Origin of the sequence: Synechococcales cyanobacterium T60_A2020_003, assembly GCA_015272205.1 — a bacterium.
Classification (GTDB): Bacteria; Cyanobacteriota; Cyanobacteriia; order RECH01; family RECH01; genus JACYMB01.
Map to the genome: position 1 here is coordinate 1 of JACYMB010000323.1, position 23972 is coordinate 23972.

At 52.7% G+C, this 23972-nt stretch carries 25 protein-coding genes and 1 pseudogene; 8 read left to right on the forward strand and 18 right to left on the reverse strand.

Going from position 1 to position 23972, the window contains the following annotated elements:
- A partial coding sequence (locus IGR76_15895; GenBank protein ID MBF2079952.1) for a hypothetical protein occupies window positions 1-668 on the reverse strand: 668 nt, incomplete at its 3' end.
- 325 nt (window positions 669-993) lie between these two features.
- Between IGR76_15895 and IGR76_15900 the strand changes: the two genes are divergently transcribed.
- A complete protein-coding gene (locus IGR76_15900) occupies window positions 994-1506 on the forward strand; it encodes a dual specificity protein phosphatase family protein (protein MBF2079953.1) in 513 nt (170 codons plus the stop codon).
- 325 nt (window positions 1507-1831) lie between these two features.
- Here IGR76_15900 and IGR76_15905 read toward each other — a convergent pair whose 3' ends face one another.
- Window positions 1832-2323, reverse strand: coding sequence for an ureidoglycolate lyase (locus IGR76_15905; protein MBF2079954.1), 492 nt, complete (start codon window positions 2321-2323; stop codon window positions 1832-1834).
- A gap of 97 nt (window positions 2324-2420) precedes the next feature.
- Between IGR76_15905 and purH the strand changes: the two genes are divergently transcribed.
- Window positions 2421-3971: a bifunctional phosphoribosylaminoimidazolecarboxamide formyltransferase/IMP cyclohydrolase gene (gene purH, locus IGR76_15910; GenBank protein ID MBF2079955.1), complete on the forward strand. Its 1551-nt coding sequence runs from the start codon at window positions 2421-2423 to the stop codon at window positions 3969-3971.
- A 40-nt stretch (window positions 3972-4011) separates the two neighbouring features.
- Here purH and IGR76_15915 read toward each other — a convergent pair whose 3' ends face one another.
- On the reverse strand, window positions 4012-4605 hold the full coding sequence (locus tag IGR76_15915; protein MBF2079956.1) for a hypothetical protein: 594 nt from the start codon (window positions 4603-4605) through the stop codon (window positions 4012-4014).
- Window positions 4606-4649: 44 nt separating this feature from the next.
- Here IGR76_15915 and IGR76_15920 point away from each other — a divergent pair, with 44 nt between their 5' ends.
- Window positions 4650-4790, forward strand: a complete 141-nt coding sequence (locus tag IGR76_15920; protein ID MBF2079957.1) for a hypothetical protein — start codon at window positions 4650-4652, stop codon at window positions 4788-4790.
- A gap of 1 nt (window position 4791) precedes the next feature.
- Here the strand turns inward: IGR76_15920 and lysS are convergent, their stop codons facing one another.
- Window positions 4792-6336, reverse strand: a complete 1545-nt coding sequence (lysS, locus tag IGR76_15925) for a lysine--tRNA ligase (GenBank protein ID MBF2079958.1) — start codon at window positions 6334-6336, stop codon at window positions 4792-4794.
- Between the two features lie 94 nt (window positions 6337-6430).
- A complete protein-coding gene (locus IGR76_15930; GenBank protein ID MBF2079959.1) occupies window positions 6431-7255 on the reverse strand; it encodes an ABC transporter permease in 825 nt (274 codons plus the stop codon).
- A 178-nt stretch (window positions 7256-7433) separates the two neighbouring features.
- On the opposite strand from IGR76_15930, the gene IGR76_15935 reads away from it, so the two are divergent.
- Window positions 7434-8027 (forward strand): DUF3172 domain-containing protein, encoded by a 594-nt coding sequence (locus tag IGR76_15935; GenBank protein MBF2079960.1) that lies wholly within the window; start codon window positions 7434-7436, stop codon window positions 8025-8027.
- 106 nt (window positions 8028-8133) lie between these two features.
- Here IGR76_15935 and IGR76_15940 read toward each other — a convergent pair whose 3' ends face one another.
- From IGR76_15940 to IGR76_15950, 3 genes are read right to left on the reverse strand one after another with little or no spacing between them, the layout of a single operon-like run.
- Window positions 8134-8406, reverse strand: a complete 273-nt coding sequence (locus tag IGR76_15940) for a DUF3143 domain-containing protein (protein ID MBF2079961.1) — start codon at window positions 8404-8406, stop codon at window positions 8134-8136.
- Between the two features lie 31 nt (window positions 8407-8437).
- Window positions 8438-9016, reverse strand: a complete 579-nt coding sequence (locus tag IGR76_15945; protein MBF2079962.1) for a J domain-containing protein — start codon at window positions 9014-9016, stop codon at window positions 8438-8440.
- 23 nt (window positions 9017-9039) lie between these two features.
- Entirely contained in the window at window positions 9040-9891 is an 852-nt protein-coding gene (locus IGR76_15950; GenBank protein MBF2079963.1) for a hypothetical protein, read from the reverse strand.
- Between the two features lie 182 nt (window positions 9892-10073).
- Between IGR76_15950 and IGR76_15955 the strand changes: the two genes are divergently transcribed.
- Window positions 10074-11186: an FAD-dependent oxidoreductase gene (locus IGR76_15955; protein ID MBF2079964.1), complete on the forward strand. Its 1113-nt coding sequence runs from the start codon at window positions 10074-10076 to the stop codon at window positions 11184-11186.
- A gap of 117 nt (window positions 11187-11303) precedes the next feature.
- Here the strand turns inward: IGR76_15955 and IGR76_15960 are convergent, their stop codons facing one another.
- Complete coding sequence (locus IGR76_15960) at window positions 11304-11483, reverse strand: hypothetical protein (GenBank protein MBF2079965.1); 180 nt, start codon at window positions 11481-11483, stop codon at window positions 11304-11306.
- Between the two features lie 358 nt (window positions 11484-11841).
- Window positions 11842-13140, reverse strand: a complete 1299-nt coding sequence (locus IGR76_15965; protein ID MBF2079966.1) for a CCA tRNA nucleotidyltransferase — start codon at window positions 13138-13140, stop codon at window positions 11842-11844.
- 307 nt (window positions 13141-13447) lie between these two features.
- Here IGR76_15965 and IGR76_15970 point away from each other — a divergent pair, with 307 nt between their 5' ends.
- Complete coding sequence (locus IGR76_15970; protein MBF2079967.1) at window positions 13448-13696, forward strand: Ycf34 family protein; 249 nt, start codon at window positions 13448-13450, stop codon at window positions 13694-13696.
- A 103-nt stretch (window positions 13697-13799) separates the two neighbouring features.
- Here the strand turns inward: IGR76_15970 and IGR76_15975 are convergent.
- Together IGR76_15975 and IGR76_15980 are read right to left on the reverse strand one after the other, a co-directional pair.
- Window positions 13800-14213: pseudogene (locus IGR76_15975) on the reverse strand (PIN domain-containing protein).
- Window positions 14210-14470 carry a DUF2281 domain-containing protein gene (locus IGR76_15980; GenBank protein MBF2079968.1) on the reverse strand — a complete coding sequence of 87 codons (261 nt, stop codon included), beginning with the start codon at window positions 14468-14470 and terminating at the stop codon, window positions 14210-14212. Before IGR76_15980 ends, IGR76_15975 begins: the two are co-directional and overlap by 4 nt.
- A 139-nt stretch (window positions 14471-14609) precedes the next feature.
- Between IGR76_15980 and IGR76_15985 the strand changes: the two genes are divergently transcribed.
- The gene (locus IGR76_15985) at window positions 14610-16565 is read left to right on the forward strand and encodes a serine/threonine protein kinase (protein ID MBF2079969.1); all 1956 of its coding nucleotides are present in this window, start codon (window positions 14610-14612) and stop codon (window positions 16563-16565) included.
- Window positions 16566-16692: 127 nt separating this feature from the next.
- Here IGR76_15985 and IGR76_15990 read toward each other — a convergent pair whose 3' ends face one another.
- From IGR76_15990 to IGR76_16015, 6 genes are all read right to left on the reverse strand, one after another.
- Window positions 16693-19896 (reverse strand): PAS domain S-box protein, encoded by a 3204-nt coding sequence (locus IGR76_15990; protein ID MBF2079970.1) that lies wholly within the window; start codon window positions 19894-19896, stop codon window positions 16693-16695.
- A gap of 207 nt (window positions 19897-20103) precedes the next feature.
- Window positions 20104-20634, reverse strand: a complete 531-nt coding sequence (locus IGR76_15995; protein ID MBF2079971.1) for a CPBP family intramembrane metalloprotease — start codon at window positions 20632-20634, stop codon at window positions 20104-20106.
- Window positions 20635-20717: 83 nt separating this feature from the next.
- On the reverse strand, window positions 20718-21812 hold the full coding sequence (locus tag IGR76_16000) for a DUF3326 domain-containing protein (protein ID MBF2079972.1): 1095 nt from the start codon (window positions 21810-21812) through the stop codon (window positions 20718-20720).
- A 27-nt stretch (window positions 21813-21839) separates the two neighbouring features.
- Window positions 21840-22028 (reverse strand): hypothetical protein, encoded by a 189-nt coding sequence (locus IGR76_16005; GenBank protein ID MBF2079973.1) that lies wholly within the window; start codon window positions 22026-22028, stop codon window positions 21840-21842.
- Window positions 22029-22059: 31 nt separating this feature from the next.
- A complete protein-coding gene (locus IGR76_16010; protein MBF2079974.1) occupies window positions 22060-22383 on the reverse strand; it encodes a 2Fe-2S iron-sulfur cluster binding domain-containing protein in 324 nt (107 codons plus the stop codon).
- 323 nt (window positions 22384-22706) lie between these two features.
- Window positions 22707-22913, reverse strand: a complete 207-nt coding sequence (locus tag IGR76_16015; protein MBF2079975.1) for a hypothetical protein — start codon at window positions 22911-22913, stop codon at window positions 22707-22709.
- Window positions 22914-23202: 289 nt separating this feature from the next.
- Between IGR76_16015 and IGR76_16020 the strand changes: the two genes are divergently transcribed.
- The coding region (locus tag IGR76_16020) for a 16S rRNA (cytosine(967)-C(5))-methyltransferase (protein ID MBF2079976.1) at window positions 23203-23972 on the forward strand (770 nt) is incomplete at its 3' end.

A 23972-nucleotide genomic window follows, 5' to 3' on the forward strand; every position in this document is an offset into this window, starting at 1 on the left:
TCAGCGGGCATCTCATCCGGCAAGGCAGAAGTTAGGTCTGGAGGCTCCGGTAGTGGTTCGTGGATCAATCCCTCGGTGGGTTCCGTAAGGGGCGGTGGCGATGGTTCTAGAGCCTGAAGCAAATCGAGCGCTTGAAATGATTCAGAATCGGCCTGAGTTGGGGAAACAGAGGGTATAGATGGGGTTGAGGCGATCGCCCCTTTTGAGAGGTCCTCTGTAGCCGGAATGTCCAAAACCGGAGGTACAGGCACAGAGGCCTTTGGCGTCTGAGGTGTTTCATTCCCAGGGGAGGAATCTGCTAACCCGATGGATTCTAAACCCACCGTTGCATAGGTGAGGGATTGGGAGGTGAGGGATTGGGGTGGTGCGAGGGCGGGCGATCGCGCTTCCCCAAGGGATAAATCCTGTCGTCCTGGCTCCAATCCCAGCAGCAGCAAAGCCCGCTCTTGCGCCAGATCCTCAGCGATTTCGACCCTACTCGCCGCTGCCATCCCCGTAGACCATACCGTGCCGCCGATTTGAACCTGCGATCGCACCACGTACTCCCCTTGATGAATGGTCAGCAAGTCGGTCACCAAAGCCCCCATCGGATAGCGCTGGCGAAACTGAGCAATTAACAGTTGGCGAGATACCAGATTAGACTGGGGCAATCGGGATTCGTTAGACATATTCAGGGTATTCCCACTGGCGGACTCGGTTCATGATAGCGCTGGAACTCGCTAGATCGCCTTGAAAATCGGCGTAATATCCCTGGCTCGTCGAAACTCATTGACACCCCATAGCCATTTCTGGGGGTGCTGATTTGAAATATATAGCGCTAGCCATATCGGTTAGCTGGCAACAGCTATACCAGTTACAGATCCAAACTGGTATCCAACTCAAAGCTCAAAACTTAAAACTCAAATATGAGCCGCCCTAGTTCACTGCCCCATGCATCACCTATTTTCACCTCGGCTACGATAGGATCGATTTTTAATCCCTATCAGCCTCTATATGGGTTTCAATCGCGACTTTCAGGGCAAGAAGCCACGTCAACTCAATCGGCGTAGTTCCCAGCTTCCCAATTGGGTTCTTCCGGGCAAACTTGCCATTGGTTCTCTACCAGAACCTGGAGATAGTGCCTTACTCAAAGATGCTGGCATTACTGCCGTTGTGTCCTTATGTGCCCCATCCGAGGGAAAGTTACCGGAGGACGTTATCCAAGCCTTCCGCTGCCTGCGCTTCATTCTGCCCGACAGCAGTTTTGTGTTGGGAATTCAGCCTCAAGATCTAGTCACCGTCCTTGAAGTTATCAACGAGCAAATTCAGCAAGGGGAGGCTGTATACGTGCATTGCTTAGCAGGGGTAGAGCGATCGCCCACGGTTTGTACCGCCTATCTGTGCCTGTACGAAAAACTAGAACTGTGGGAAGCCGTTAGCCAGGTCAAAAAGGTTCACCCCTACGCGCTTCCGACCGAAGACCAGCTACGCGTGATTCGATACCTTTTGGTAGACCACGAGGAATGACGAGTTCCTGACTATCCTAACCATAGAAAAACGTGGGGATATATTCGGCATTTATCCTCAAATTCCTATGAGATCGTGACAAATTTAGAATCTATGTTTAAGAACTTGTTAAATACACAGAGTTATCTGGAATTTCGAGTTACCTTAGATAGTCAAAGATACCTCCTAACTGCGTCTCCAGCTCCATCGTAACGCCTACGGGCAGCGCTATGGGGCTGCTATTTTTGTAGGATTGAACGCACACAGTTTGGGCGATCGCTGCAACACGATCCGAGCATCCAGATAGGACGTTTACAGAACCTCAGGATTCAAACAGGATTCAAAATCAACAAATTTCAACCTCGGTATTGTAGGTCGCCCACAGATCACAGGTGTCGTGATCGATCACGTTTGTATCACTCAACTCTAAGTTATAAAAATCAATCGTGTCCGCGTCAAAGTAAGGCCCAGCGTGCCAGGTGCCTACATGCAGCTTGATAAAGCAATTGCCTGGAACTTGAAACGCTTGAATCGCATCCAAGGCGGGCTGAGGTTGTGAACTTGGTGGCGCGACTGCAATCAACCAAGATTTGCCCTCCAGAGCCCCTAGGCATTGGGTACACCGCTGATGCCGCGTAATTCGCGAAAAGTGACGACCTTTGCGATGCAGCCGCATGATGTAGAACCGAGGCACACCGCAATCTAATTGCAGTTGAGCATCCTGTGACGAGTAGGGCGTGCCGTCTTCTGTGGCGTAAATAACTTGACCAAACGGTTGAAACCGTTCCGGTGTAATCGCTTCGGCAATCAACTGTTTTTGCGGCGTTGGAGATGGCATACGCACCGATTCTGTGTTTGACTCCCGAAGTCATTGTAACAAGAGCAAATGGAGGCGTTAGAATCTCAAAGGGCGTTTTCAAAAGGACAGCGATTTCATGGCACGGCTAGCACTTCTCAGCACATCCGATAAGACGGGGATTGTAAATTTAGCTCGGCAACTTGTTGACGAGTTCGATTTTGAACTGCTGAGCAGTGGGGGAACCGCAAAGACCCTGAAAGATGCGGGCATCCCCGTCACAACGGTATCCGACTACACCGGATCGCCCGAAATTTTGGGAGGCCGTGTCAAAACCCTTCATCCCCGCATTCATGGCGGCATTCTAGCCCGCACCAGTCTTGCCGAAGACCTGGCCGATTTAAACGCCAACCAAATTCGCCCAATCAATCTAGTCGTCGTTAATCTCTATCCCTTTGAGCAAACCATCGCCAAACCCGACGTTACCTTGGAAGACGCCATCGAAAATATCGATATTGGTGGTCCAGCCATGCTGCGAGCAGCGGCCAAAAACTCTGCCCACCTCACCGTCCTGTGCAGCCCAACTCAATACGATGAATATTTAAATGAAATTCGCCAGCATGACGGAGAAGCATCGTTAGCCTTCCGTCGTCGCGCTGCCCTCCAGGCGTTTTGGCACACGGCGACCTACGATCAGGCGATCGCATCCTATCTCGATTCCGTCGCCAAAACTGAATTTGATTCACTGCCTGACACATTCGTAGTATCAGGAAAACAGCTTCAGATCCTGCGCTATGGTGAAAACCCCCATCAGCCTGCGGTTTGGTATCAGACAGGAACCGTACCCAGCGGCTGGGCATCCGCCCAAAAGCTTCAGGGTAAGGAACTGAGCTACAACAACCTTGTAGATCTGGAAGCTGCGCGGCGCATCATCCGCGAATTTCCAGCCGATCAACCGACCGCTGCGATCCTAAAGCACACCAATCCCTGCGGCATCGCCATGGGACGAACTATTGAGGACGCCTACCGCAAAGCGTTCGCTGCCGATTCGGTGTCTGCCTTTGGCGGCATTGTTGCCCTCAACTGTCCTCTCGATGCCCCCACCGCCACCGCTCTGACTGAGACTTTCTTGGAATGCGTTGTGGCTCCAGGTTGCGATGCCGAAGCCCAGGATATTTTAGGTAAAAAGTCGAAGGTGCGTGTGCTCACCCTCGCCGATTTCGCCAGCGGGCCGGCAGAAACGATCAAGGCGATCGCTGGCGGATTACTCGTTCAAAGTGCGGACGATGAGCCTATTGATCCCTCGACGTGGCAGGTTGTGACCCAAAAGCACCCCACCGAGGATGAACTGGCCGAACTTCTCTTTGCGTGGCGGGTGGTCAAGCATGTGAAGTCCAATGCGATTGTGGTCACGCGCGATCGCACCACCTTAGGCGTGGGTGCAGGTCAGATGAACCGGGTTGGGTCGGTGAAAATTGCCCTTGAGCAGGCCGGAGAGAAAGCCCAAGGTGCGTTTTTGGCCAGTGACGGCTTTTTCCCCTTTGATGATTCCGTCCGAACGGCAGCAGCGGCAGGCATTACGGCGATCGTCCAACCGGGAGGCAGTTTGCGTGACCAGGAATCCATTGATGCAGCAAACGAATTGGGAATCGTGATGGTGTTCACCGGAACTCGCCACTTCCTTCACTAAAACCGTTTCAGGGAGCCAGAGTAGGAGCGATTGCTCCTTCCTACTCACTGCCCCGCAGACGATAGCTCTCCACAATGGCAGTGGCCGCTTCTTCGTGGTTTGCGTACGCCTCATTGATAGCGTGCAAGTTCAGGATGTAGATATAGTCCCCGTGCTGTTCCACAAAGCTGACGGAATCGAGCACATCGCCATTGGTATCTACACCAATCCAATCTACCCGCAGACTGCCATCCGGTTGAGGAGTGGATGCTTGCCATTCCACGCTTTGTAAGCGATTCTTATACTCCTCTTTAAGCCCCATTTCGAGTAGCTCATGGGTGAGCGATCGCCCTTCAGCCGATACAACATTTGCGGATCCACCGAAGCGGCGATCGCCTGAAATAAAGCTCACCCCATCTTCGATTTCCCGGTACCGATATCCCGGTGGAAGGGTCAGTTCAAACAATCCATCATGTTGGCGATAGGTAGAGGGCAAAGCCTCGGCGGTCGATGCAGGGGCAGCACTCGTATCCAATGGATCTGAATCCGTGGGGGGAACACTGGGATCAACCGTCGCAGCATCTGCGCTTGGCTCAGGTACAGTGGTTGGCTCAGACGCAGCAGGTGTCGATGAACTGGCAGGAGGAGGAGCCATAATCGTAGGTGTGGGTCTAGGGATTGATGGGATCGCGGACGCAGATGACGAAGGTGACTGCGTTTGAGGCACTGGTATGGCGGTCGGTGACGGAGCTGCCGAATCTGGGCTTGGCGATTGACACGCCGAAACCCCCATCCCCAGTCCTATCACTGCAAGCCACCAACCTTTCATACGACGCGTAGGCTACTCCTCCACCTCTGCTTTTTCCGGCTTTAGCAGTGGGAAAGCAATCACATCCCGAATACTGGCAGAATCCGTTAGCAGCATCACCAGGCGATCGATCCCAATCCCTAGTCCTCCGGTCGGGGGCATCCCGTACTCTAGCGCTTCCAGAAAGTCTTCATCCACATCGTGAGCCTCTAAATCTCCTGCGGCCTTGCGGGCGGCCTGGGCTTCTAGGCGTTGTCGTTGATCCAGGGGATCGGTCAACTCCGAGAAACTGTTGGCCGTTTCGCGCCCGACAATAAAGAGTTCGAAGCGCTCTACCAAGCCAGGGCGATCGCGGTGGGGCTTTGCCAAGGGCGACGTTTCCACGGGATGATCCAGCACAAAGGTCGGCTGGATCAGCGTTTCTTCGACCTTCTGTTCAAAGGCTTCAACCAGTAAGCGTCCTGGCTGTAGGCGTTCGGGATTGGCATCATCCACCTCAATGCCTGACACCTTCAGTTGGGTGAGCAGTTCCGCGAGTCCATCTGCCGTTGTATCCGCGCCTAGATACGGCGAAAAATCAATACCTGTATGCTCCTTCACAATTTCCAGCATCGTTACCCGTCGCCACGGCGGCGTGAGATCAATCGTTTCGCCTTGATAGGGAACGGTGAGGGTGCCCACGACTTCTTTCGCCGCGTAGGCCACCACCGCTTCCGTAAGTGCCATCATATCGTTGTAGTCGGCGTAGGCTTGGTATACCTCAATGGAGGTAAATTCTGGGTTGTGTCGGGTGGAAATCCCTTCGTTTCGGAAGATTCGACCGAGTTCAAACACCTTCTCAAACCCACCCACAATCAGCCGCTTCAGGTGCAGTTCTGTCGCAATCCGCAGATACAACTCCATATCGAGCGTATTGTGGTAGGTCACAAAGGGTCGCGCATCTGCACCGCCAAGCTCGGTTTGCAGCACAGGCGTTTCAATTTCGATAAACCCGTTCTGGTCGAGATAACGACGAATGGCAGCAGTAATCAGTGCCCGACGTCGGAAGGTTTGGCGAACTTCTGGATTCACAATCAAATCGACATAGCGCTGGCGATAGCGCTTGGCAATATCGGTCAGGCCATGCCATTTGTCCGGCAGGGGCAGCAGTGCTTTAGTCAAGACGCTGTACTGTTCGACATTGACCGAGAGTTCGCCTTTCTCCGTGCGCTTAATGGTTCCCTTCACCCCCAGGATATCGCCGATGTCCGTCAGATTTTTGAGGTGGTCAAATGCATGGGGATCGATATCCTCCATGCCTGCCTGAACCGTTTTCTTATCGAGATAAAGCTGGATGGTTCCTGTTTCATCCTGAAGAGTGAAGAAGGCTAATTTCCCAAATACGCGACGGTTGAGAATGCGTCCGGCGATCGCCACCGTCACATCTATTGCCTCACCACTCGGCAGATCAGCATAGGTTTGCTGTAACTCTGCCGCTTGGTGGGTCACATCCCAGCGATAGGCATAGGGATTGAATCCTAGTTGCCGGAGTTGGTTTGCTTTCTCGATGCGTGTCGCACGAATTTCGTCTTCGGACATGGTGCCCCTTCCAATCCTCTCGATAAAAACTCAAAACACTTCAGGTTAAACCAGAAGCGATCGCCTTCACAAGCTGCCAACTCAGAACCTCAGCCTAGTCCTGCTGGTGAGCAAACTGGTATGCCCCAATCCCGCAGAGGATTAGCGCGATCGCCAATAAAATGGGAATGCTATACCAAGGAAACTCGCTCAAGGGAAGATACGCCGCCGCTCGCAGAGAGGTACTGGTATAGGTGAGCGGGAGGAGGTAAACCACACCTTTGAGCATGAGCGGGAGGGTTTTGGGATCAAAAAAGGTTGCCCCCAGAAACGACATCGGCACAATTAGAAAGTTATTCAACAATCCCACACCCTCTAGGGACTTCACATTAAGCCCCACAATGACCCCCAAGCCAGAGAACACCGCACAGTTCAGCACCAAAACCAGCAAAAATAGCGGACTCAGGAAATTGATATTTTGGGTGAAAATCAGAGCGATCAAGATGACCGAAGCAGAAGTCATCATTCCCCGCACCACGCCTGCTAGCATTTTGCCCAGAAACAGCGAGAGGGGATGAACCGGAAGCAGCAAAATTTCCTCGAAGGTCTTTGCATACAGTCGTTCGCCACAGATAGAAAAGGTTGTGCCCCCAAAGCTAATCGTCATTGAAGACAAAGCCACCATTCCCGGCAGAATAAACTGAAGGTAGTTTTCGCCTGCCGGAGGTTCAATGGCCGCATCTAGCGCACTCCCCAATCCCAACCCGAATGCCAGAATATAAATTAGAGGGGAAACTAAGCCAGAAGCCGCGACCTGGAAAATACGCACCCGCAAATCCAGCCAGTCTCCCCAAAAAACCGTTAGACTGTCAGCCAATATCGTTGAAGGAGTCGAACGTTTGACTAAACGCCGAATCGATACAGAATTTTGAGACGCCAAGGTTACGCTATTACCCTAAACTTTACAAACACGTTCACATTGCTTTACACCCATCTATTCTTACATTTCTGATACCCGTCTGATTACTGAGCGCATACCAAAATCGGAGTTGATTGCGACTGATCACCAAATTTCAAGAAAGTTAGACTAGGATGAGAGGATAGTGTAATCCATGCCTATGCGACGCAAATCTAGACCACCCTCACGACCCATGCCACCCCAGGATTATGATTACGACTATGGTCGCCCTCCCTCGCCTAGCAAGTCTGGCGGCGGGGTTGGTTCGCTCTTGAACTCCACCGTTCTGGCGGTGTTGGCAGCGGTTCTGGTTCTGGGTATTGGCTTGGGCATTGCCTTCAGTTCTACGGCAAGCTTTACGCCACAGAATGTTGCCTCTAGCAACGTCATCGACCGTAGTGCTCCCAATCCAGAACTGTGCGTCCAGTTCGGGGCGAGTGCGATTACGGTGGACATGCGGGCATTTGTGACCCTGAACCCATTTAATGTCTACGTCTCACAACCGTTGATGCAGCCGGGATGCGTCATGCGCAGCAATAATATGACCATGCTGGAGCAGACCAAGAGAGTTTCGCCGGAAGACCTACGCCAGTGTAAAAACCGGATGAATACCCTGGCTTTCACGGGCAATATTGAAGCGAAGGACAGCGATGTCCGGGTTGACTGTGTGTACCAAAACGATAGCGCTCGTAACCTGTTCCTAACCGATCCAGCCTTCCGTGAAGCTGCTCCTCCAGAGAGTAATCGTTTCTAGGGCAATTCTGGGTTAGAGCCAGTATATTGATTGAGAAAGCGATCGCCCCGTTTGAGGCGATCGCTTTGTTTTTTGGGCATTCGTGTTTCGATCAACTCTATGGACATTATGGCCCCGTAAAAATCACCTCGTCTAAATCCCGACGGCTCAGGGAATACTTAAACGAACGCACCAAATCTTCACCGCCCTCTCCCGCACCCAGGTAGCGAACCGTTAACGAATCAATGTCTAGTTCAAGCTCCGCGACCCACTCCGACGTCTTAATCGTCCAACAGTTCAGGTTTTGGGGGTCTTGCTGACAGCCTTGCGATGATAGCCAAGCTTCAATATCAGGCAACGGATGGCTGTAAAGAGGGGTGTCAGCAGGAGGAAGATTCATGGCGTACTGAAACGGTAGCATAACTTAATCTCTAAATTTCTCCAATTGTAAAGGAAGATGAACCCAGCCCCAGATCGCGAACCGGGCGATCGCCCATGGCAGAGGCAAATTCCTCTAATGGCGGCACGGACGGGGAACGCCAAGCGAGTTCACCCCGACTGATGCCAATCCACAAGGCCAACAGCAAACAGCCCACAAAGGTCACGGCAAGGACAAATAGAACCGAAACTTCTCCCGACGAGAGCGGACGATCCGTGGGATCGAGGTAGGCCGACGAACGGTAGGATTTTGCTTGAGACACGGGACGATCCAGATCAAGCCGAGGCTGCACGACGGTGTAGCGCGAATAGCCAATCGAGAAATCGTAGGTTAACCGTCGCTCAGGGCTACTCAGCGTGGCATACGCTTCATTTAAGATCTGGAACTTTGCCGTTGCCACTTCGGCGGGTAGTTCGGTGGTATCTGGGTGGTAGAGTTTGCTTAACTCTCGATAGCTTTGGCGAATTTTTTGCGCTGATGCTGATGGTGAAACGTTCAGGATGTCGTAATAGGTTAGAGTCGAAGCATCCGACGTTGGGACTTGATCCGTGCGAAATTCCCGCTGAGTCACGCGATTCCTCCTTTGTGAATTATTTAGGCTAGTCTGTAGCAGGCGGTTTCAACGTAATGGGCTCGGATCAAGCGGATCTGAGCCAGGGTAAAAATAACCGGAATAATCCGGGCATAGTTTGTGGCGATCGCCCGCCACCCCAAGTCGGCTGCAAACCAGACCCACATCGCGGTACCCAGGAACGCCAACATACTGCGAGCTGCCGTATAGCGGGCTGTACTGAGGATGGCCCCCCGTGACGCCATTCGCATCCCAACCTGTGCTTGAAGGGCGATCGCCGTTCCAGCTTTCGCGGTTGCCTGCTTCGCCAGTTGATAGGTGGTGGTATGGATAGCAACTTGACGGGCAATTTGCTGCAAAATCATGGGTCGCACCACTGAGGTCATCGCGAGGGCACTACTGCCACCCAGGAGAATCCCCAACGGATTGCGTCGCAGGGAAAAGGGAAGCTGTTTCGTTAAGTCCGATTGGGAGAGCGATCGCTGCATTCGGTCATTCAAAACCTGCTGTTCCTCCCTGGGCAAGCGCTCCCAGGTGCGATGCAGCAGGAATAAAAAGATTTCTTCTTCTAGCTCAATCGTGGAGTAGGCCGTATCGTAGGGAATTTTTAAATATCGGCAGACCTGGATGAGAATGCGGCGATAGCTCAACTGATCGCTGCGTCCTTGTAAGACGGTAAATCCGTCGGCGGCTACAAATCGGAAACGCTGTTCGATGGCGTCGAGCCATGCGTAGCGATCGCGGCTTTGGACATCGATCGGTTCAGGAGTACACATATAGTCTATAGGATTGAACTTTCGCTGAAACAGAATTTCTGTCAGGAGCTGCAATTCCTCATCTGTTGCTAACTCCAGCACCGTTCTAAGCTCATCCACTGGGATACCCTCCTAACTGAGACTGTGCAGACTCCACGCCAAGCCTCAAACCACAACATTGCTTTCCGTATAGTCTACTGCCATTATTCTAAGGCTGCAGGATTCCGTTCCGCACGATCGTGATGTACGCTAGGCTGTGAGGGAAATTGCTAACAATTCATGGGCGGTTGTTATCACAGGTTATGGTCGATGTTGCAGTTGTCGGAGCCGGATTATCGGGGCTGATATGTGCCAAACAACTGCAAAAAGTGGGATATGAGGTTGCGATTGTCGAAAAATCGCGGGGATTGGGCGGACGCCTAGCCACCCGCCGCATTGCGGGCACTTGGGCCGATCACGGCGTTCGATATCTAGAACTTCAAGGTTTTCTGACACAACAGTTGCTAGACATCATGGGCGATCGCGCCATCCTCCATGCCTGGGACATTCCGGTTTCTCAGGTCAATTCCGATGACGTCATTCCACTACCAACCGGGAGATATGTGGCCGATCAAGGCCTTACTGCGGTGGCAAAAGCGCTGGCCGAGGGACTCAATATTCATCGAGGACAGCGGGTTGTGGCGATCGCCCCCCATGTCGACGGGTGGATGCTGACCTGTGAGACCGTTGCTTCCACCCCAGATGAGCCGTTGACTCACCTCACGGCCAAGGCACTTGTCCTGATGATTCCAGCCCCCCAAGCTTTGGATCTGACCCAGCCGCTAGTGGCAGAGCATCCATCGCTGCTTCAGGTCGTTCAATCTCTACAATCCGTTGAGTTTGACCCCTGCATTACGGCGATCGCCGCCTACGCCCCAGGAACGCTCGATCCTAACCCTACTATGCAAGCGTGCCACTTTACGAGTCATCCTACCCTCGCGTGGGTCAGCGTTGATGCCAGGAAGCAGAGTCGTTTTTCAACCGCCGATGCGATCGCCGTCGTTGTGCAGAGTAATGCGACGTTTGCTGAACAGCATCTTGATGATGGAGACCTCGTACCTGTAGGACAATCCCTCCTAGAGGCCGCTGCTCCCTGTCTTTCGGAATCGCTCGTTCAGCCTGAGATCGTGCAAGTTCATCGCTGGCGCTATGCCTTTTGCCGGACTCCGTATCCTACGCCCTATGTGCAGAGTGTAGAGCCAGGCTTGTTGCTCTGCGGGGGAGATTGGTGCGGCGGTAGTCAGGTGGAAGATGCCCTTGGGTCAGGTTTGCAAACGGCGATCGCCCTCGATCGCCGCATGGAGCATCGGATGGACGAACAACTGGAGGCAGGAAACTCAAGGATGGATTTGCGAGCGCTATTTTGCCTCACTTAGCCAACCGGAATGGCTCACAAGGGCCCCTTTAAAAAACAATTTCGACCAAACTGGTCTGAATCAGCTTGATCGAAAGACACTTAGTATTCTGGATAGCGAAGCCTTCTGAACAACTAGCTAGTCGGCAGCATCAGAGGCTTCCACATCCTCTTGCTCATCCGGATTTTCGTCAGACTGGCCAGCACTGGGCGAACGTCGTCGCGAGAAGCGAGATGATCCAGAGCGTTTACGGAACTTACGGGCATACGCTTGGTTGCGTAGAGCCTTCTCTTTTTTTAGATTACGGCGCTTAGCCATTCTAAACCCTCAAAACTCGATGGTAATCGTGCAAATTCAGGCGTGACGCAAAGGCCGCACAGGACAAATGCGATCGCCAATCCATTTGCAGATTGCAAATAGGTTAACGAACGTCACAGGAGATCAATACTACCATATCGCGATCGCAATGATCATCCATTCTTCAAACTTCAATACACGGGATGTGCGCCTTTTACCAAACGCTTGCAAAGACCGCTCTCTCCCCCGCCCTGTCCCAAAGGGCGAGGGAACCAGAAATGCCCGAACGTCCTTCTCCTTGGGGAGAAGAATTGGGATGAGGGCAAACTAGTTGCACATCGCGTTAAATACAGCAATTGGTGACCGTTCAGCGAATTTTCTAGGACATATCCCCACTGATGTATAGCGATCTCGCATAGGCGATCGCCTCGTCCTCGGTGTGGATTTGCCCTTCCGCATGGGCAAGTTGGATCGCTTCTAGCAGTTGTCCCACTTGCGGACCTGACCGCATTTGCAAGGCCGCCATCAGGTCTCGCCCAGTAACCATTGGCTTGGGATGGGCAACCGGATCTTGGGGACATAGAAACCGCTGCATCAGAGGCGTTAGGGCATCAATCGCAGTCCCAGAACTGACGGCTGCCAATACCACGGCGGGAAACACCGCCCCCACGCTACGGAACAGGTAATACTGATCTCGGAGCGAAAGGGTAGCAGGCTCGGAGGTCAACCCAGACATCGCCTGGATCACAGTGAGGACGGCCTGCACTTCGTTGCGACTATACTTTAAGCGCCAAAGTTCAGCCTCGGCTACGTCAACCTCGTACGCAACCAAACAAGCAAGTTTAGCCACTTTCAACCAACTCCGGATGCTGCCTGACGTTTTGTGCTGATCGCGCACCCACTCGCTGAGGAGCGGCCCAAAGTCTGCAAACCGTTCGCTGAGGATAGTTGCCGCTTCATCGATACGATTCACCCGTTCCAATCCACTAGCCGTCGCATGGGGAAGCCAGTAGGTTAGCAAGCCATCTTGCCACGCTTTATGCAGAAATGGAGTTCCGGCTGCGGTGCTCAGCAAATAGCTCAATTCAGACTGAACCCGTTCGGCGGCAATCCCTTGGAGGCGATCGCCCAATTGCCGGATCACCGCCTGGGTTGCGGGATCTAACGCAAAACTAAGCTGAGCCGCTTGACGGTAGGCTCTTAACAGCCGCAACGGATCTTCCTCTAGGTTTTCCGGCGCAATCATCCGAATGCAGTGTCGTTGCAAATCGGCATAGCCCTGAACCGGATCAAACAACTGCTCGGTAAAAGGGTTATAGGCGATCGCATTGACGGTGAAGTCGCGGCGACGCAAATCATCTTCCAAGGTGTCACCGACCTGAAGCGCAAAATCTGCCGTCGCGCCATCAAACACGACGCGGGCGATCTGCCGTTCGGCGTCCAACACCACAAATCCGGCCTGGTACTGTTTGGCGATCGCCTGCGCGACACCAATGACATTACTCGCCAGCACAAAATCCAAATCTAAATAGTCTGCGTGCCTTCCCAGCAATGCGTCTCGCACGTTGCCCCCCACCAGATGCGTTCCCTCTGGCAACCATTTGAGGCTAAACGGCCACGCCTCAGGCGAAAGAACCGGAGAATCGGTGGACGCAATTTGCTTGTGCAGTTGATCCAACGTAAAGTATGCACTCGTCTGCTTCAAAGATGACCTAATTCCATTACACGAAACAACAATGGCGATCGCGGCAGCCGTTACACGCTACCGTACCCTCGCATGGTTCGCTCGTTGGATCGTCGCGCTTCCCCAGAATCACCCCAGGATTAAACACCAACCCTTAATCGTTGCACTTTGCAACATTTCGTTAGCCGCGATGTCCGTATTGATAAAACCTGAGTTAGAGTAGCAGAAAACTATTCTATTTTACGTATCGAATCGGTAGATTTCTGACGTAAGCGCTCCCACCGAGCTTAGGAGGTCGAATATGTGTATTTGTGTAAACTGCCACTACGTCGATCGCTGTACAACTTACTATGCGGTTGAGCATCAACATCAGCAACCCCATTTGACGGAAATGCCTGATTTTGAAGCGGTAGAACCGACGATTAACGTCAATATCCGGCATCAGGACGACATCATTGAGATGGAGTGGGATGTGGTCGGGTGCAAGAGCTTTCGTGAAGAAGTAGGGAAATGGGCACGTCTTCGCCCGGGTGAACTAGTTCCTACCTAGGGACAGACTGCGAGAGAATACCCTGACCGTTTAGTTGGTTCTTCACTGGGAACAGGCCACTACTGAAACGTTTGTCATCCATTGTTCTAGCTTACACATTGCATCACTGGACTAGGATTACATTAAAGCTCCCCCGATCACCAATTTGGTAAATCAAAAAGTCGGAATCAAGGGTCAGAATTTACCGATACCCTGTCTTCTCAGCTACCACCACTAGGGTTGCATCTGCCAAATCCATAGGGCGATCGCGATATTTCTCCATCAAATCTAATAAGCGGGCATAGTCATTTTCCTGAATCTCGCAAATGAGCGGCAGGTTGTCTAAAAGGAGCCGACCCAATTGCTTTTGCATTGCCCATCCACCGCGATGGAGTGCGAGATCCATGGCTTCTGTCAAGCATGCCCAGGTTGTAATCAGGGGTTGTGCTAGGTCTGTAACGATCGTTCGATAGGCATTGTGCTGAGGTTCAGTACGATCGACCAGACACAGCAAACCCCCAGCATCGCAGAGAATCACGGGTCGAGTCCTTGTTGCTGATATTTACTCAGCAAGCGCTGCTGATATTCGTTAGTTGGCGCTGTCGGGGTGATGTCTAAGCTATCAGTAGACTCAAACCATTGTGTCCAATCGCTAGAGCGATCGCCTTCAAGCGAATCAATAGCTGCTTTGGTTTGACGATTGCGCGTGATGAAATCGATAAAGTCGATAATTTCTTGCACCAGCGATTCTGGAAGTTGCTGGATCTTCGCAATCGCGGCTTCTCGAATTGTCATACCTAATCACCTCCACCAAAATTGCTAGTTCAAAGGACGCTCCTCATCTACAGAGTCCGTAATCCAACTCATGCTAAATCAAGAATGGATGCGCTACGTTAGCACTAGCCTATCCTACGTTTAAGCATCCTGGTCATGCATGAGCTACTGTCCTAATCCGGATTGCGTCCAGCCTGTGAATCCACCCACAGAAGAGTTCTGCGTCAGTTGCGGCAGAGATTTAATCGTGGGCGATCGCTACCGCATTCTCCAGCCGATTAGTGCAGGTGGGTTTGGCACAACGTTTCTAGCAATCGATGAAGACGATGAATTTGAGGGCGATCGCCGCTGTGTGCTGAAGCGGTTTTCATTACGGCTGCAAAATTCTGCCTATGCCGAAAAAGCAGCGCAACTTTTCCAGGACGAAGCGGCACGCCTTCAAGACTTGATTGATCATCCCCAAATTCCCCGCTGGCTCGATCAGTTTGACCACGATGGCGATCCGTACCTAGTGCAAGACTATATTGATGGCCAAACCCTCGAAACCGTCTTGGCAGAGCAGGGTGCCTTTAGCGAGTCCCAGGTGCAAACGGTCTTGCTCCAACTGTTGCCTGTTCTTGACCATATCCATCGTTGCCGCATTATTCACCGCGATCTCAAGCCTGCCAATATTATTCTGCCCAGCGGAGGGGGGCGATTAGTTCTGGTCGATTTTGGAGCCTCGAAGTACGCAACCAACACCGTTCTCGCCCGCACCGGAACCATGATCGGCAGTGCAGGCTATGCCGCCCCAGAGCAGATTCTCGGCAAGGCCACCTTTGCCAGTGATCTGTATAGCCTCGGCGTTACCTGCCTGCATTTACTCACCGCTATCCACCCCTTTGACCTCTACAGCATTGCTGAAGATCGCTGGGTTTGGCGCGACTTTTTGCCCCATCCCGTGAGCGATCGCTTGGTTCGGGTACTGGACGGACTGCTGTATCGTCCCCTAAGTCAACGCTATCCACGAGCGGCGGACGTACTTCAAGACTTGCAGCGGGTTACCGTCGTGAAGCGCGATCGCTCTATTCCTGGGGCACAATCTAACGCATCTAAATCAGCAACTCTCAATCCGTCAAGGGCGGGTGTCCTACAGCGTCCCGTCCTGCGGGAACACTCCCCTTCGCGGCGAAGTGTTGCACCGTCTGTGCTTTACACCCTTGACCACACCTTGGTCGGACATGAGGCCAGTGTGAATGCGATCGCTCTGAGTCCAGGCGGACAGCGCATTATCAGCAGTAGCCGCGAGAACCTGTGCTTCTGGAACGGACAGACGGGCGAGTTGATCCATCGCTTTCCAGGGCGATCGCCCAATCTTTCCCTAAAATCGGCGGCGGCCATTGTCGGTCTAGGTCTCGCTTTAAATCCACCATTGCTGCTCACGGTGATGGAAGATGGGGGCATCAAGGTTTGGGATCTCCACCAGCGCACTCTAAAAGCATCGTGGAGTGTCGAGGGCTGGGGAATTAGTGCGGTGGCACTCAGCAGCGATGGCGAACTGCTGGCACTGGGCAGTGGGGACGGTAGGGTGCAGGTGTGGGATTTGGTCGAAAAACGGGCGATCGCCACCGTGCATCGCCACCGTGATCGGATTACGGCTCTGACGTTTACCGAAGATGGCGAGTGGTTGGTGAGCAGTAGTGGGGATCGGACGATTCGAGTGTGGGATGTGGGAGCCATCTGGGAGTCAGGGCAGTGCGAGTTATTGAATACCTTCAAAGTGAGCGATCGCCCTACCGCGATCGCCTTTAGTCCCAACGAAGAAGCCCTGGTATCCGCAGGCGAACGGGGCGAACTCCGCCTCTGGAACTTAGCCACCAATGCATTGATCAAGACCATTCCCGCTCACCGAGCGGCGATCGCAACCCTAGCCTGCTCTCCCAAGGGGCATTGGCTCGCCAGCGGTAGCGATGACAGTACCCTTAAGCTGTGGGCATGGGAGCACCCCAGCACGCTGGAGTACACCGACCAACTCACCGCATCCTGGGCCGTAAAGTCCCTAGCCTTTACGGGGGATCAACAAACTCTCGTTAGCGGCAATCAGGATGGTACGGTACAGATTTGGCGACAGACCTAATCCCATCCCAGTTTCTTCAACTCCAGCCACAGAACCAAGGCTGGAATCGCGAATGGTGCAACGCAGCCTCCACGCAAAACGCAAAACTGGTATCCCTATCCGTCAGCTGCTACAAAGGGCTGAGTCCTTATCCCTCGGCTAGCCGGACTGGAATCTCAATGGTGAACTCTGCCCCCTTATTCGGAGACGACTGACAGGTTAGACGTCCCTGGTGGCGTTCTACAACGATTTGATGGCTAATGGACAAACCCAAGCCCGTACCTTTACCGACATCCTTGGTTGTGAAAAACGGGTCAAAAATTCGGCTCAGAATGTCTGGCGGTATTCCAGGGCCATTATCGGCAATCGTAATCTGGATGCGATCGCCCTCAACCGCCCGCGTTCGCACTAAGATCTTGGGCTCAAATCCTGGTCGCTCCGCTTCCCAATCTCGTAATGCATCAATGGAGTTGCTCAGGATGTTCATAAAGACCTGATTGAGTTGTCCGGCGTAACACTTCACCTGGGGCAACTGACCATACTGCCGCACAATTACCACGGTTGCCTTGCCAGAATCCGCCCTCAGACGAGGCTGCAAGATCATCAATGTGCTGTCAACGCCTTGATGGATATCGACCAGCTTGAGTTCAGCTTCGTCATGGCGGGAGAAATTGCGGAGCGATCGCACAATTTCCCGAATTCGCTCAGACCCAGTCCGCATCGACCCCAACAGCTTCGGCAGATCCTGAATCACGAAGTCCAAATCGACAGCTTGCACCTGTTCTTTAAGTTCCGGGGGTTCCTCGGTAATGGCCGCCCGGTAATGCTGGAGCAAGTTGAGTAAGTCCTGGGTATAGCGAGTCGCATACGCCAGATTGCCGTAAATAAAGTTGACGGGATTATTGATTTCATGAGCTACACCCGCCATCAGTTGTCCCAGACTCGACATCTTCTCACTTTGGACAAGCTGCGTTTGGGTTTGCTTCAACTCATCTAGGGCTTTCTGGAGCTGTTGAGCATTTTCCCGTTCCTTCGCTTCCGACTTTCGCAGGGCTTCTTCAGCTTGTTTGCTCTTGGTGATATCCTCTACCGTACCTTCGTAGTAGAGAGTGTTGCCTTGGCGATCGCGCACAACCCGCGCATTTTCCGAAATCCAAAACGTGCTGCCATCCCGCCGCCTAGCCTGGGAAACGAACATTGACACCGATCCCTCTTTCTCTAGCCTTGCGCGAAATTCTGCCCGCCGCAAAGGATTAACATACAGATAATCCGTACAAGGAACCTCGCTCTCAAACTCTTCGAAGGATGCGTATCCAAACATTTTGACCAACGCTGGATTAACGCTCAGATAGTGTCCATCGGTTGAGGTTTGAGCAATGCCCTCAGCAGCGTTTTCAAAAATGCTGCGGTATTTCTCTTCAGCGCGGCGCAGTTGATCCTCGGTTCGTTTGTGAGCGGTAATATTACGCGCCACCCATAGCACCCGCTGATCGGGTAATGGCGAAATTGTGGCGTTATACCAAGCCGAGCCATCAAAGCTTCCGTCAGAGCTAGTTTGTGCTTCGGCATCGCTAATGGGCAAACTGTATTCTAGCGTTAGCGTACAACCCGTATTGAGCGATCGCTGAATATAAATGGCAAATAACGTCGCCTGAGGAGCAGGTAAAACGTCATATACCGTCTTGCCAACCCGCTGCACCTCCGGCTTGTAAAGAAGTTCAGAGTTTGTAGACACCATTTTGCAATAGCGGCCTTCTGCATCAAAAACCGTAATCACATCGGTCATTGCGGCAAATAACGCCTTAAGCTCCGCTTCCGAACCACGGAGGGCCGCCTCCACCCGCTGCCGCTCTTGAATCTCAATCAGCAACCGCTGATTGGCCTCTTTCAAGGCTTGCGTCCGCTCTTCCACCCGCGTTTCCAATTCGGCTTTAGCTTCTTGGAGAGCCTGTTGAGCGAGCTTGAGCTCTGTGATATCTTCAACCGTTCCTTCAAAACACAGCGGCTCACCATTTTCATCACGAACGATGCGGGCATTTTCCGAAATCCAAATGAGGCTGCCATCCTTGCGCTGAACCTGGGATTCAAAACGCACAACGGATCCCTGCTCAGACAGGAGTTGAATAAATTCAGCACGGCGACCAGGTTCAACATATAGCTGCTTGCTGATATCGCTGAAACTCTGGATGAGATCCTCTGGTGAGTCGTAGCCATAAATCCGGGCAAGGGCAGGATTGGCACTCAGGTAGCGTCCCTCTAGGGTGGTTTGGAAAATTCCCTCTACGGCATTTTCAAAGATCGAGCGGTAGTTCGCTTCCGCTTGACGCAGGGAAGCTTCAGCCTGAGAACGTTCGGTAATATCAATGCCAACAATAAACGCGGCGCAATCGTTGTCGTATTTCTGGGCGACAATTAAATAATCGCGAGTTTGACCTTTGACGAGGGTAGACACTTGGCGATAGACGTCTTGTTGGTTTCCGGCAAAGAACTCTTTGACAAATTCTCTAAACTCCAGACCACTGCCCAAAAAGCCAATGTCCTGCCCTGGGAAGGTATCAATCGGGAGATCAAACATCTGAGCCAGATGACGATTGACTCCCAGGTACCGCAAATCGGCACTCACCCACGACACAATCCCCGGCACCGCATCCAACACCGCCTGCAACTGGTTTTTCGCCGCTTGTAGCTCTATTTCTGCATGCTGACGCTCAGCAACTTCATCCACGAGCTGATCATTCGATGCTTTGAGCGCGGCTGTTCGCTCAGCAATGATGTCTTCTAAGCGAGCATGGGTTTGCTGCAATTCCGCTTCAATCTGCTTGCGATGGGTAACATCCACGCAGCTCCCTTCGTAATAGAGCGGATTACCCTGTTGGTCGCGCACCAATCGGACACTTTCAGACACCCAAATCTGCTGTCCGTCTTTCCGATAAACTTGACATTCAAACTCTCGGATGACCTGGCATTGTTCCAAACGTTGTTTGAACTGTTGTCGCACGGTGCGATCGCAGTAGATTTGCTGATCCACATTTGACACCGTTGCAATTAAATCGGCTGGCGATTCATATCCCAGGATTTCAGCGAGGGACAAATTCGCACTTAAATATCCACCGTCTGGAATCGCCTGAAAAAAACCAATAACGGCATTGTCCACAATGTCGCGATAAAGCGTATTCGGCTCAGTTTCAGGGGATATGCTCTCTGGGTCGCCGTTGTCGCGTCCAGACGGAGACTGCCTTGGGGCAGCGGTTTGCAGATCAGCCACCTGCTGCCGCAGGCGTTGCACTTCTTCAAGCAATTCATCGTAGGTCAATGCGGTTGAATTGGCGACGTCTTGGTTGTGCATTGGCAAAGTTACATCCCATGAAGAAGCAAGCAGTTGTGCAAGCTAGCCCCCATCCGCAACACTCAAACAGTATCTAGTTGCGATCGCTGGCGGCACCTATTTAGACTTAACAGCCCAAGACCCAAACGTTCAGGCAAAGTTTCTAAAAAATTTTATTTTTTATCTTGGCAAACCCTCTGTCACACCCCAAATGCATCATGCCTCAAAGCAATACTAGGAGGGATCTGGACTAGCGGCATTCAGTTTCCAGAGGAGGCTAGAGAGCAAATTCGTGGTGGCGTGAGCCGTGATCGGAATCAATAAATTTCCGGTGTAGAGTGCGCTGAGTCCTAGCACCGCTCCGATGACTGTGGCCCAGATTACGTACGACCACTGCTGCGTCCCACTGAAATGAAGAACCCCAAAGCAAAGGCTGGAAATGGCTAAACCAAACCAGTTGAGGCCAATGGCAGGCAACATCACACCGCGAAACAGGAGTTCTTCGCTGAGTCCTGGCAAAAGCCCTAACCAAAGGAGATCTGGCAACATCAACGGAGCAAGCACCATATTGAGGTAAAAATCTGCACTCTGGCGGTACGACTCCCAGAGATAATACACCACGCTACTCGCCGCCGTAATGCCCAGCCCCAGCAGAATGCCGAGCACGATCGCGATGGGTTCCCAGGACACCGCCAACAGTTCTACCCGGTCGAACATTAGCCAAAACTGGGCAATGACGAAGAGAACTACAGCAGTGACTCCCATCGCCGCCAAGATCTGGACGCGGGTTAACGGTTCAAGGTTCGGGTCGGGAGACTGGGGCTGATTCACAAAACGTTCATCACAACTTACGACGAGGACAAGGGGCAGAGGGGCTTCACATCGGGGCGGAGAGCGGATGGATTGATGCCGGAGCGCAGTGCAACCAATACACCCAAGGCTTCTAAGTATGAGTTTACCTGTACAGCCTGAATTCCGAGGACATCGGGCGGGACTTCCATGGTCGTCGTATTTTCCCGAACCGTGATGATCTGGGTTCCGGGTTGTCCAGCCAGATTGAGTACAGCACTCCCTCCACAGGCGGATTCTGGAATGATCACGGCATCAATTTGATCCATCCAGATATCCAGAGGGTGCGATCGCCCTTGCTGCGCGGGTGTAATAAACCGAGGGGCACGACTGAGACCTGCCAGCACACAGGGAAGGAAAGTATAGCCTATCTCCTCGGCGGCTGAGCGGGGTGAGACCTCTGGATCTAATGGTAGCGGGTTGAGGGCAGGGGCGTGGGCGCAGGGAACCTGAAAGGTGCGGACAACAAGATGACTAATCACCGCTTCTGCCCCAGCAAGGGGATCCACGCCTTGCCCTTGGCGATACTGCTGCAACGCTTCACTGCCAAGATCGTCCGGAAAGCGGGCAACCACAGCGATCGTCTCTGCTCCTGCTTCGTGGATCAAACGCTCTGCCGCCCGGAGCAAGCTATCTGGATGGGTGATCGTGCCCCAGGTAGCACCCGATTTAGCCGTCTGCAATGTGACACCCAGGGGGTGATCCGTCACCACATAATCCGTGAGCTGGATTCCGAGAGTTGCTTGGGCGGCATCAGCGGCCTGACGGTGGCGTAACAGCAGATCGGGTTCAATGGCCTGGTCAAAAAGTAAGCCGACCCGGTTGGCATGGACAGGCCGCAGCCCCCAGTGTCCAGCCGCCAGTTGATCAAGTCCATACCCTTCAACGTAGAGGGTGTTGGGCAACGGCCAGTAGAGTTGTGCCCCGTTGAGAACGTTGGGATGGGTGATCACGCGATCGGCAACGTGGGCGATCGCCCGCGCCACAGGCAGCGCATCGCCCGCATACCCACCAATGGCAGCACCAATTCCGGTTGGCACAATCAAGACAACCGTTAAGGGGCGCGCATTGCAGGATAAGACAGGTTCACTCATGGTTTCTCCCTAACTTGCGATGCTGAGTCACGCCAATGTCCCGTCGTCGGAGGTCACGATCGCCTCGATATGAGCAACCTGAGCCTCCCGATCAACGGTCGTAATCGCCCAACGGAGGGGAATCCCGTACTGGGTTAACGATTGCTCAATGGCATGGCAAAGCAAGACCGTTGAACCCTGCAACGGGACTTGAAGCGCCAAAAATGACGTTCTCATGGTTTGGGTCTAGCGCTCAATCACAAAAGGACTACTGCTGAAACTGTCCGAACTGGAGGAAATACACCTCGTCCTCTTTGTCGGTTTCAATTTTTAGATCTGAGCGAGGATAGGCCGAACACAGCAGCACATATCCCTTGGCTTGCAATTCGGCGTTGATCCCCATGCTATCGGGCTGATCAACCTGACCCTCTTGAATTAATGCTGCACAAGTGGTGCAAACTCCGGCATTACAGGAGGAGGGAAGCTCCAGCCCCTGCTCTAGAGCAGCGGATAAAATTGTCTGATCCTCGGACACCGTGATTGTTTTCGATGTCCCACCGTGAAGAATTTCGACTTGGTACGTGTTAGGCATGGCTCAATTTAAAACGTCATCTCCTACTTCGACAGAGGAGTGACGATGACAAGGGCGATCGCTCCTGAGTCTAGGGGCACAAGCCCCCCTCAAAGCAATCAACCGTGTGGACAACTGTTGATTTATGCATCTTTCATTCTTTCACGAATAGTCGTGAATAGACTGCTGGTATCCATAGCTTTTTAAATGCATAAACGCTGCACGATAAACGCACAACGATTCCCATTAAATCCTTTAAAAACGCTCAGCTACCACAGAAGATCGCTCTCACCGCAGCAATCAACTCCGTTTTTGAGCTGTCCTCACTCGCAGGAACAGGTTTTCTAGGCAACTTCTGAAATTTGGGTAGCGTCATATCTAGAGATTTCAGCATTTAAAAGCGCTTCAAGCTCCGTGATTTGGCTGCCTGCAGCGACCAGATCCAAGACAAGTTCCTTCAGACGACTCCGAGCCGAATCCAGGTAGGCAAGCGCTTGATCCGGTCGCCCTGTCTCTAGGGCATAGGCGGCATCCTCAAGACAATCATGCAATACAACGAAGTTAAGAGTCTGGGACGTCATTGGAGTGTACCTAGGTTACACAATAAAACTGATTCAAACTTTAGCGTAACGAACCACACGCTGTAGGACTACAGTGCTTTTCGGGATCCCGAACCGAACAGAGACCCATTCCCTCGGTAAACATCGCCTGAAATGCGGAGACTCCGTGCAGGGTTTGTATCATTTGCTATAGTTTGAAGCTGGACATATTCAGTCTTCATCTGGATGCTGGCCTAGGAGGACGCGATCGCCCTCCAACCTATTCTTTCGTCAACCCGCCATGAGTGAGTCCAATCCCCGGAAATTAGCTGCCGACGTTCTGCGATCGGTGGAGAAAGGCGCGTTTGCAGACGTGGCGCTGGATCGAGCCTTACAGAGCCACCCATTCAGTGGGAGCGATCGCCGTTTAGTCACGGAATTGGTCTATGGCAGTCTCCGGCAGCAGCGAACGTTGGATGCGCTGATTAGCCAACTGGGTTCAAAACCTGCCGAGCACCAACCCCCCAACTTACGGTTAGTGTTGCGGCTAGGGCTGTACCAACTGCGTTACTTGAGCCACATTCCCGATTCGGCGGCGGTGAATACCTCCGTAGATTTGGCCAAAGATTTGGGACTAAAAGGACTGACGGGTGTGGTCAATGGCATTTTGCGCCAGTACCTTCGCCTTACTGAACTGGGAACCGATCCGCTCCAGTATCCTGACGATCCGGTTCAGCGCTTGAGTATACAGTACAGCTATCCCGACTGGATTATTGAGGTTTGGCGAGGGCAATTTGGGCTAGCCGATACGGAAGCGCTTTGCCAGTGGTGCAACCGTCCGCCAAGCCTTGATCTACGGGTAAATCGGCGGCGGACAACCGTTGACCAGGTCGAAGCGGCATTTCTAAATGCGGGCATCTCGGTTGCCCGACTGCCCGGAATCCCCTATGCGTTGCGATTGGGCGATCGCCCCGGCAACATTCAAGACCTACCGGGCTTTGCAGAGGGATGGTGGACGGTGCAGGATGCCAGTGCCCAGTTAGTGAGCTTGGTCTTGGATCCCCAACCCCA

Bases quoted from the DNA above. Each gene is read 5' to 3' on its own strand.
- IGR76_15900 (MBF2079953.1), top strand. From the start codon at position 994: ATGGGTTTCAATCGCGACTTTCAGGGCAAGAAGCCACGTCAACTCAAT.
- IGR76_15905 (MBF2079954.1), bottom strand. From the start codon at position 2,323: ATGCCATCTCCAACGCCGCAAAAACAGTTGATTGCCGAAGCGATTACA.
- purH (MBF2079955.1), top strand. From the start codon at position 2,421: ATGGCACGGCTAGCACTTCTCAGCACATCCGATAAGACGGGGATTGTA.
- IGR76_15915 (MBF2079956.1), bottom strand. From the start codon at position 4,605: ATGGCTCCTCCTCCTGCCAGTTCATCGACACCTGCTGCGTCTGAGCCA.
- IGR76_15920 (MBF2079957.1), top strand. From the start codon at position 4,650: ATGACGAAGGTGACTGCGTTTGAGGCACTGGTATGGCGGTCGGTGACG.
- lysS (MBF2079958.1), bottom strand. From the start codon at position 6,336: ATGTCCGAAGACGAAATTCGTGCGACACGCATCGAGAAAGCAAACCAA.
- IGR76_15935 (MBF2079960.1), top strand. From the start codon at position 7,434: ATGCGACGCAAATCTAGACCACCCTCACGACCCATGCCACCCCAGGAT.
- IGR76_15940 (MBF2079961.1), bottom strand. From the start codon at position 8,406: ATGAATCTTCCTCCTGCTGACACCCCTCTTTACAGCCATCCGTTGCCT.
- IGR76_15955 (MBF2079964.1), top strand. From the start codon at position 10,074: ATGGTCGATGTTGCAGTTGTCGGAGCCGGATTATCGGGGCTGATATGT.
- IGR76_15960 (MBF2079965.1), bottom strand. From the start codon at position 11,483: ATGGCTAAGCGCCGTAATCTAAAAAAAGAGAAGGCTCTACGCAACCAA.
- IGR76_15970 (MBF2079967.1), top strand. From the start codon at position 13,448: ATGTGTATTTGTGTAAACTGCCACTACGTCGATCGCTGTACAACTTAC.
- IGR76_15980 (MBF2079968.1), bottom strand. From the start codon at position 14,470: ATGACAATTCGAGAAGCCGCGATTGCGAAGATCCAGCAACTTCCAGAA.
- IGR76_15985 (MBF2079969.1), top strand. From the start codon at position 14,610: ATGAGCTACTGTCCTAATCCGGATTGCGTCCAGCCTGTGAATCCACCC.
- IGR76_15995 (MBF2079971.1), bottom strand. From the start codon at position 20,634: ATGGGAGTCACTGCTGTAGTTCTCTTCGTCATTGCCCAGTTTTGGCTA.
- IGR76_16000 (MBF2079972.1), bottom strand. From the start codon at position 21,812: ATGAGTGAACCTGTCTTATCCTGCAATGCGCGCCCCTTAACGGTTGTC.
- IGR76_16005 (MBF2079973.1), bottom strand. From the start codon at position 22,028: ATGAGAACGTCATTTTTGGCGCTTCAAGTCCCGTTGCAGGGTTCAACG.
- IGR76_16010 (MBF2079974.1), bottom strand. From the start codon at position 22,383: ATGCCTAACACGTACCAAGTCGAAATTCTTCACGGTGGGACATCGAAA.